Source organism: Mesorhizobium sp. M7A.F.Ca.CA.002.15.2.1 (genome assembly GCF_003998715.1).
Classification (GTDB): domain Bacteria; phylum Pseudomonadota; class Alphaproteobacteria; order Rhizobiales; family Rhizobiaceae; genus Mesorhizobium; species Mesorhizobium ciceri.
Genome location: NZ_RZPI01001204.1, coordinates 1 through 622, shown reverse-complemented (window position 1 = coordinate 622; position 622 = coordinate 1). Strand labels below are relative to the sequence as shown.

The 622-nt window shown below is 62.1% G+C and carries 1 protein-coding gene; it reads left to right on the top strand.

Annotated features, from left to right (window positions below):
* A partial coding sequence (locus ENZ74_RS33665; RefSeq protein WP_164761497.1) for an MFS transporter occupies window positions 1–619 on the top strand: 619 nt, incomplete at its 5' end.
* Between the last annotated feature and the right edge of the window lie 3 nt (window positions 620–622).

Genomic DNA, 622 nt, shown 5'->3' with positions numbered 1-622 from the left:
GGCCAAGGCCAAGGAAGCGGCCTTCATCAAGGCCGTCAATATGTCGCTGCAGGACGGCGGCTATCCGCTGAAGCGCGCGGCAGCCAAGGTTGCGGACCAGAAGCTCGATGCGTTTGTTGCCGCCAACCCGGAACTGAAGCTGGACGCCGCTGCCATCCGTGCCGGTGAAAAGGCGACGGTGCCGATCGACCAGGCGGTCAAGGACAAGCTGCTGACCACCGATGAGGCAGCGGGCGCACCCGAAGTCACCGTCTACAACATTCCAGGCGGCGGCGCGTTCGCCATGTTCGCCGATCCTGCAGCAGTGAACTGGCCAATGACGATCGGCATCCTGTTCATCCTGGTGCTGTTCGTGACCATGGTCTACGGGCCGATCGCGGCGATCCTGGTCGAGATGTTCCCGACCCGCATTCGCTACACCGGCATGTCGCTGCCCTATCACATCGGCAATGGCTGGTTCGGTGGACTGCTGCCGGCAACCGTGTTCGCGCTCAGCGCCTACAAAGGCGACATCTACTATGGCCTTTGGTACCCGGTGGTGATCGCGGCTATAACGCTGGTCATCGGCATGATCTTCGTCAAGGATACGCTCGGCACCGACCTGCACGCCAAGGAGTAGGCA